General features: G+C 75.7%; 2 protein-coding genes. Both read left to right on the top strand.

The features are described from left to right. Positions 1 to 8 precede the first annotated feature (8 nt). On the top strand, positions 9 to 1,184 hold the full coding sequence (locus ACFRMQ_RS27955) for an acyl-CoA dehydrogenase family protein (protein WP_380733434.1): 1,176 nt from the start codon (positions 9 to 11) through the stop codon (positions 1,182 to 1,184). Positions 1,185 to 1,209: 25 nt separating this feature from the next. After that, positions 1,210 to 3,027, top strand: coding sequence for an amino acid adenylation domain-containing protein (locus ACFRMQ_RS27950; RefSeq protein ID WP_380733425.1), 1,818 nt, complete (start codon positions 1,210 to 1,212; stop codon positions 3,025 to 3,027). The last annotated feature ends 235 nt before the right edge of the window (positions 3,028 to 3,262 follow it).

Here is a 3,262-nt window from a genome sequence, read left to right as displayed (position 1 = left end):
GACGACAAGTGACCGCCCCCTCCGCCGTCCTGGAGGCCGGCCACCGCGAACTCGTCGAGGCCTTCGAGTCCTTCGTGCGGCGCGAACTGGTGCCGCTGGCCGCCGAGTTGCCCGAGACAGCCGACCAGGTCCCGGCCGACCTGCGCTCCTACGTCCGCAAGCGCTCCGCCGCCCTCGGCTTCTACGCGGGCGACTACCCGGAGGAACTCGGCGGTGCCGGCATGCCGTTCACCGCCGTCGTCCTGCTGCACCACGCCGCCGGGCGCAGCGGCTGCGTGCTCGCGCCGTACGCGCTGGCCGGGTCCGACGGGCCCAGCCCGCTGCTGCGGCACGGCACCCCGGAGCAGGTCGAGCGCCACCTGGTCCCGCTGGTGCGCGGCGAACGGACCCGCTGCCTCGCCCTCACCGAGCCGCACGCCGGCTCCGACGCGTTCCACCTCACCACCACCGCCGTGCGCACCGGCGACCACTGGGTGCTGAACGGGCGCAAGACCTTCGTCAGCAACGCCGAGCACGCCGGGATCGCGCTGGTCGTCGCCGCCACCGACCTCGGCGACGGGGCCGGCCCCACGAGCGGGGCCACCGCCTTCGTGCTGCCGATGGACCAGCCCGGGCTGCGGATCGGCCAGCGCTACGAGGGCATGTCCGGCGAGCCGCTGTTCGAGCTGCTGCTGGACGGGGTCACCGTCGGACCGGAGGCCGTGATCGGCGGCGAGGAGGGCGTCGGCGCGGCCACCGCCCTGGCCATCGACAGCCTCTCGCGCGGCCGCCTGGTGGTCGCCGCGATGTGCAACGGCATCGCCGAGCACGCGCTGCGGATCGGCGTCGAGTACGCCAAGGGCCGGCGGGCCTTCGGCCGGGTGATCGGCGAGTACCAGCACGTCCAGGAGCACCTGGTCACCACCCGGGCCGAGGTCGAGGCCTCCAAGCTGCTCACCCTCGCCTGCGCCCGGCTGGTCGACGAGGGCACCGAGTCGCCCGAGAACGCGGCGCTCGCCAAGCTCACCGCCTCGGAGACCGCCGTCCGCGCGGTGGACCGCTCGCTCCAGGTGCACGGAGCCACCGGCTGGGTGCGCGGGCACCCGCTGGAGTTCCTGTACCGCTACGTCCGGATGACCACGATCATCGAGGGGACCTCGGAGGTCCAGAAGGTGATCATCGCCCGTTCCATGGGCCTGAACTGACGGTACGTCACATTTCCTGGAGTTGATGATGGAACACCTCGGCAAGGACCCGGCTGACACGGAGACCCCGAGCATCGGCTACGGCCGTCCGCACCAGGACGGCGCGGTGCTCGACCTGTTCACCAGCTGGGCGCACCGCACCCCGGACGCCCCCGCCCTGATCGACGGCGAGCGGGTCCACAGCTACGCCGAACTCGACCGCCTCGCCGACACCGTGGCCGAGGCCCTGCGCGGCAAGGTCGGCCCCGGCGACCTGCTCGGCGTCTGCCTCGCCCACTCGGTCTCGCTGGTCGCCGTCACCCTGGCCGCCGCCAAGCTCGGCGCCGTCCACCTGCCGATCGGCCCGCGCCCCGGCGAGCGGCGGCTGCGCGCCGTCGCCGAACAGCTGCGCCCGGCCTGCCTGGTCGGCGAGCCGGACCTGCTGCCGCCCGGCGGCGAGCGGCTGCCGCTGGACCTGCCCACCGGCGGCGTGGTGGCCGCCCTGACGCCCGGCGGGCAGGCGCGCGTCCCGGTCGGCACCCACTACGCGGTGCTCACCTCCGGCTCCACCGGCACCCCGAAGGCCGTCGCCGTCACCGAGCCCGCGCTCGGCGCGCTGCTCCAGTGGTACCGCGAGCTGACCGGCCTCGGCCCCGGCGAGCGGCACAGCCTGCTGATCGGCGTCGCCTTCGACCCGCACGTCCAGGAGCTGTGGGCCGGCCTCACCTCCGGGGCCGCCCTGGTCGTCGCCCCCGAGGCCGTCCGCTGGGACACCGGCGCGCTCACCGACTGGTGGCGCGAGGCCGGCATCACCGTGGCCGTCCTGCCCACCCCGCTGGCCGAACCCGTCCTGGACCGGCCCTGGCCCGGAGGCCTGGCGCTGCGCCACCTGAGCGTCGGCGGCGACCGGCTGCGCCGAGCCCCCGGGCCCGACGTCACCGCGACCGTCCACAACTCCTACGGCCCCGCCGAGGCCACCGTCACCACCACCGTCCACACCATGGCCCCCGGCGGCGACCACGGCGCCGGCGCCCCGCCGATCGGCCTGCCGATCGCCGGCGCCGTCCTGCTGGTCACCGACGAGGAGGGCCGCCCGGTGCCGCGCGGCACCGCCGGCGAGCTGCTGATCGGCGGCCGCGGCCTGGCCGCCGGATACCTCGACCCGGAGCTGACCGCCCGCCGCTTCGTCGACGCCCCCGTCGGCCTGGTCGGCACCGACCGGGTCTACCGCACCGGTGACCGGGTCGTCATGCGCCCCGACGGGGTGCTGGAGTTCCACGGCCGGCTGGACGACCAGGTCAAGGTCAGCGGCGTACGGATCGAACCCGCCGAGGTCGAGGCCGCCTTCGAACGCGACCCTCGGGTGCGCAGGGCGGTGGTCGCCGCCGAGCAGGCGCCGACCGGCGGGGCCCGGCTGCTCGCCTTCGTCCAGGGCGAGGAAGGCGCCGACCCCGAGGCGCTGCTCGCCGCCGTGCGCCCCTGGCTGCCCGAGCAGGCCGTGCCCTCCGCCGTCCGGCTGGTCGAGCGCTTCCCGCTGGACGCCAACGGCAAGGTGGACCGCCAGGCGCTGCTGGCCGATGCGCGGTCGGCTCAGGCGCCGGCGTCGGCCGCCGGGGAGGGGGACGGACCGGTCGAGCGCACCGTCCTGAAGCTCTGCCGCGAGCTGATCGGCCGCGCCGACCTCGGGCCGACGGACAACTTCCTGGCCTCGGGCGGAAACTCGCTCGCCGCCGCCCGACTGCTGGAAGCCCTGGAGAACGAGTACGGGGTGCGGCTGCGCGCGCCGCTGGTGCTGCGCCAGCCGGACCTGCGGGCCGTCGCCCGGCTGGTCGAGGAGCGGATCACCGCCGTGGAGCGGGTCTGACACGTCCGCCGCGCGTCGACCGTCACCGCGTCGACCGTCAGCGCGCCGATCCGGGCGCGCTGATGCGAAGCGTGCCGATCCGAAGCGCGCCTATCCGACGAGACCCGTCGGACGCGCGCCGATCCGAGGCCGACCGTCGGACCCGCTCGGACCGCGGCCGTCCGGCCCCGCCCGAACCTCCTCAGCACGGCGCCCCGGCCCACCCCGGTCGGAGAAGTAGCACGGGTCATCGGCA

The organism is Kitasatospora sp. NPDC056783, from assembly GCF_042789895.1.
Classification (GTDB): Bacteria; Actinomycetota; Actinomycetes; order Streptomycetales; family Streptomycetaceae; genus Kitasatospora.
Note: the sequence above shows the minus strand (reverse complement) of the source record. Positions and strands in the feature narration are given on the sequence as shown.

Bases quoted from the DNA above. Each gene is read 5' to 3' on its own strand.
- ACFRMQ_RS27950 (WP_380733425.1), top strand. From the start codon at position 1,210: ATGATGGAACACCTCGGCAAGGACCCGGCTGACACGGAGACCCCGAGC.